2 protein-coding genes are annotated in these 1,854 nt (G+C 52.5%); one reads left to right on the top strand and one right to left on the bottom strand.

Annotated elements, in window-relative coordinates; all coding sequences use genetic code 11:
* Nucleotides 1-1,285: hypothetical protein (locus AC2FJZ_RS22290; protein ID WP_496780414.1), on the top strand; the 1,285-nt coding region annotated here is incomplete at its 5' end.
* Here AC2FJZ_RS22290 and AC2FJZ_RS22285 read toward each other — a convergent pair.
* On the bottom strand, nt 1,282-1,854 hold a 573-nt coding region (locus tag AC2FJZ_RS22285), incomplete at its 5' end, for a hypothetical protein (RefSeq protein WP_496780412.1). The two genes, AC2FJZ_RS22290 and AC2FJZ_RS22285, sit on opposite strands and share 4 nt — an antisense overlap.

The following is a 1,854-nucleotide window of genomic DNA, read 5'->3' as shown; positions in this document are numbered from 1 at the left end:
GACTGCATTCAGACATCAACTGCGGGTGTTGGTTCTAGACCTGTATGTCGCTTGGTTGGAAGACCCGGAACTGTCTATCGGCGTATCTATGTCCTCGAACTACTGGGACACGTCTTCCCGCTATAACGCGATCCATATATCCAAGAAGATCATCCCGATCATTCACACCCTAATCGAAGCAGGACTATTGGATGTTGCAAAGGGCAGTTACTCGGGTCCTCTCGCCCGGGGGAACAGAACGACAAGGATACGAGCCTCCGAGGTGCTCCAGGGATGGTTCGCCGAAGTGGCATTCAGACGAGATGACGTTGGTCGGGTCGAAGGTGAAGAAATCATCATTCTCAGAGGCGACAACGCAGAGGCACTGGTCGAGTACGAGGATACCGACGAGATCGTTAGAATGCGGGCTGAGCTTGAGCGTTATAACCAAGTAATTGCTGATGCTTTCATTGATATCCCTGTATTGGATGAACCAAGGGTCGATGATGTCACCACCGACCATCATCACAAGCTTACCCGCCGGATATTCAGTCGTTCTAACTTCAACCTGAATGGGCGCTTTCATGGGGGCTGGTGGCAGCAGATCAACAGTGACTGGAGGTCAAAGATCTTCATCAACGATACGCCCGTCGTCGAGGTGGACTTCCGCAGTCTCCATGTCTCGTTGCTCAGCCTTAGAGCAGGAAAAGAACTTGATGGCGATCCCTATGAGTTGCCCGACATACTGGGTGCATGGCTACCTCCAGTGCTACAGCGTCAATTTATCAAGCGGCTTGCACTCACAGCGATAAACGCTGGTTCTAGGGATGCTGCTTTCCGGGCGTTTCGAGACGGATACCCAACCGGCCACGCAGGCAAGACACTGACTAACGAACAACTGGATTCGTTACTGAAGGGATTCCTAGAGAAAACCCCTCACATCGAGGACTTTCTGTTCGCGGATCAAGGTATCCAGTTGATGAACCTTGATAGTCAGATAGCGGAGCGCGTCCATCGTTACTTCTGCGATCAGGCAGTTCCAGTCCTATCCGTGCATGACAGTTTTATCATCGACTATACCCGGGTGGGCGAACTGAAGCGAGTGATGGCCGAGGCTTCAGCGGAAGTGGCCGGTGCTCCGTTGCCAACGTCGAACCAGTTCTATGGGCTGGACGAACAAGCCGCCCCCAGTGCCGACCATGTGAAAGATTATGTGATATGGCGGCAGACGGCCCGGTCCGAAGGGTATCTTCAACGGCTGGTGGAACATGAGCGGAGAACTGGGCGAGAGGTGGTGCCGTTCTAGGTATTCACGATTCCTTCAAATGCCCTCAGAGTTTCGACGAGATCCAACGTAGCCGTTGCCAAGTTTTCGTATTGGTCGTGCAAGCCCCAAGCCCACTTCTTGCCGTGAAATAGGTTGTTGCGGAAGCAATAAGCTATCAGCAGTAGCGCGTTCAGCTTGTCAGTGTCGGAAGCCGTGTTCTCCAGCAACGCGTCGCTGATTGCATTGCGAATACCGGTGTCTCTGCCAACCATAGTTTCGAACAGCTGGATAGTTTGGTGCCCATTTCTGTACCTACCCACAAAATAATCAAATGCAGGCTGAAACTCCCGAAATTGCTCGCGAGACGGATCGGCGCGCTCTGCGAAGTCGCGGATGCTGATCTGGTTTGCGTTGCAGTTCAGAGCTTGAAGTTCGAATATTCCCCATATGGTGGAAAAATACATGGCCGCCGCTTTGGGGCCTCCATTCAGTTGGAGGAAACCCGGATAGCTCTGGTCAATTCCCTCCTCGACTAATTTTCTGAAAGCACTCGGGGATGTTGGGGCTCTAGTGCTCAAAGCGCTCGCTCCTCTGTATTCGATGGGTAT

It is taken from the genome of Ruegeria sp. CDSA079, from assembly GCF_059612245.1.
Note: the sequence above shows the minus strand (reverse complement) of the source record. Positions and strands in the feature narration are given on the sequence as shown.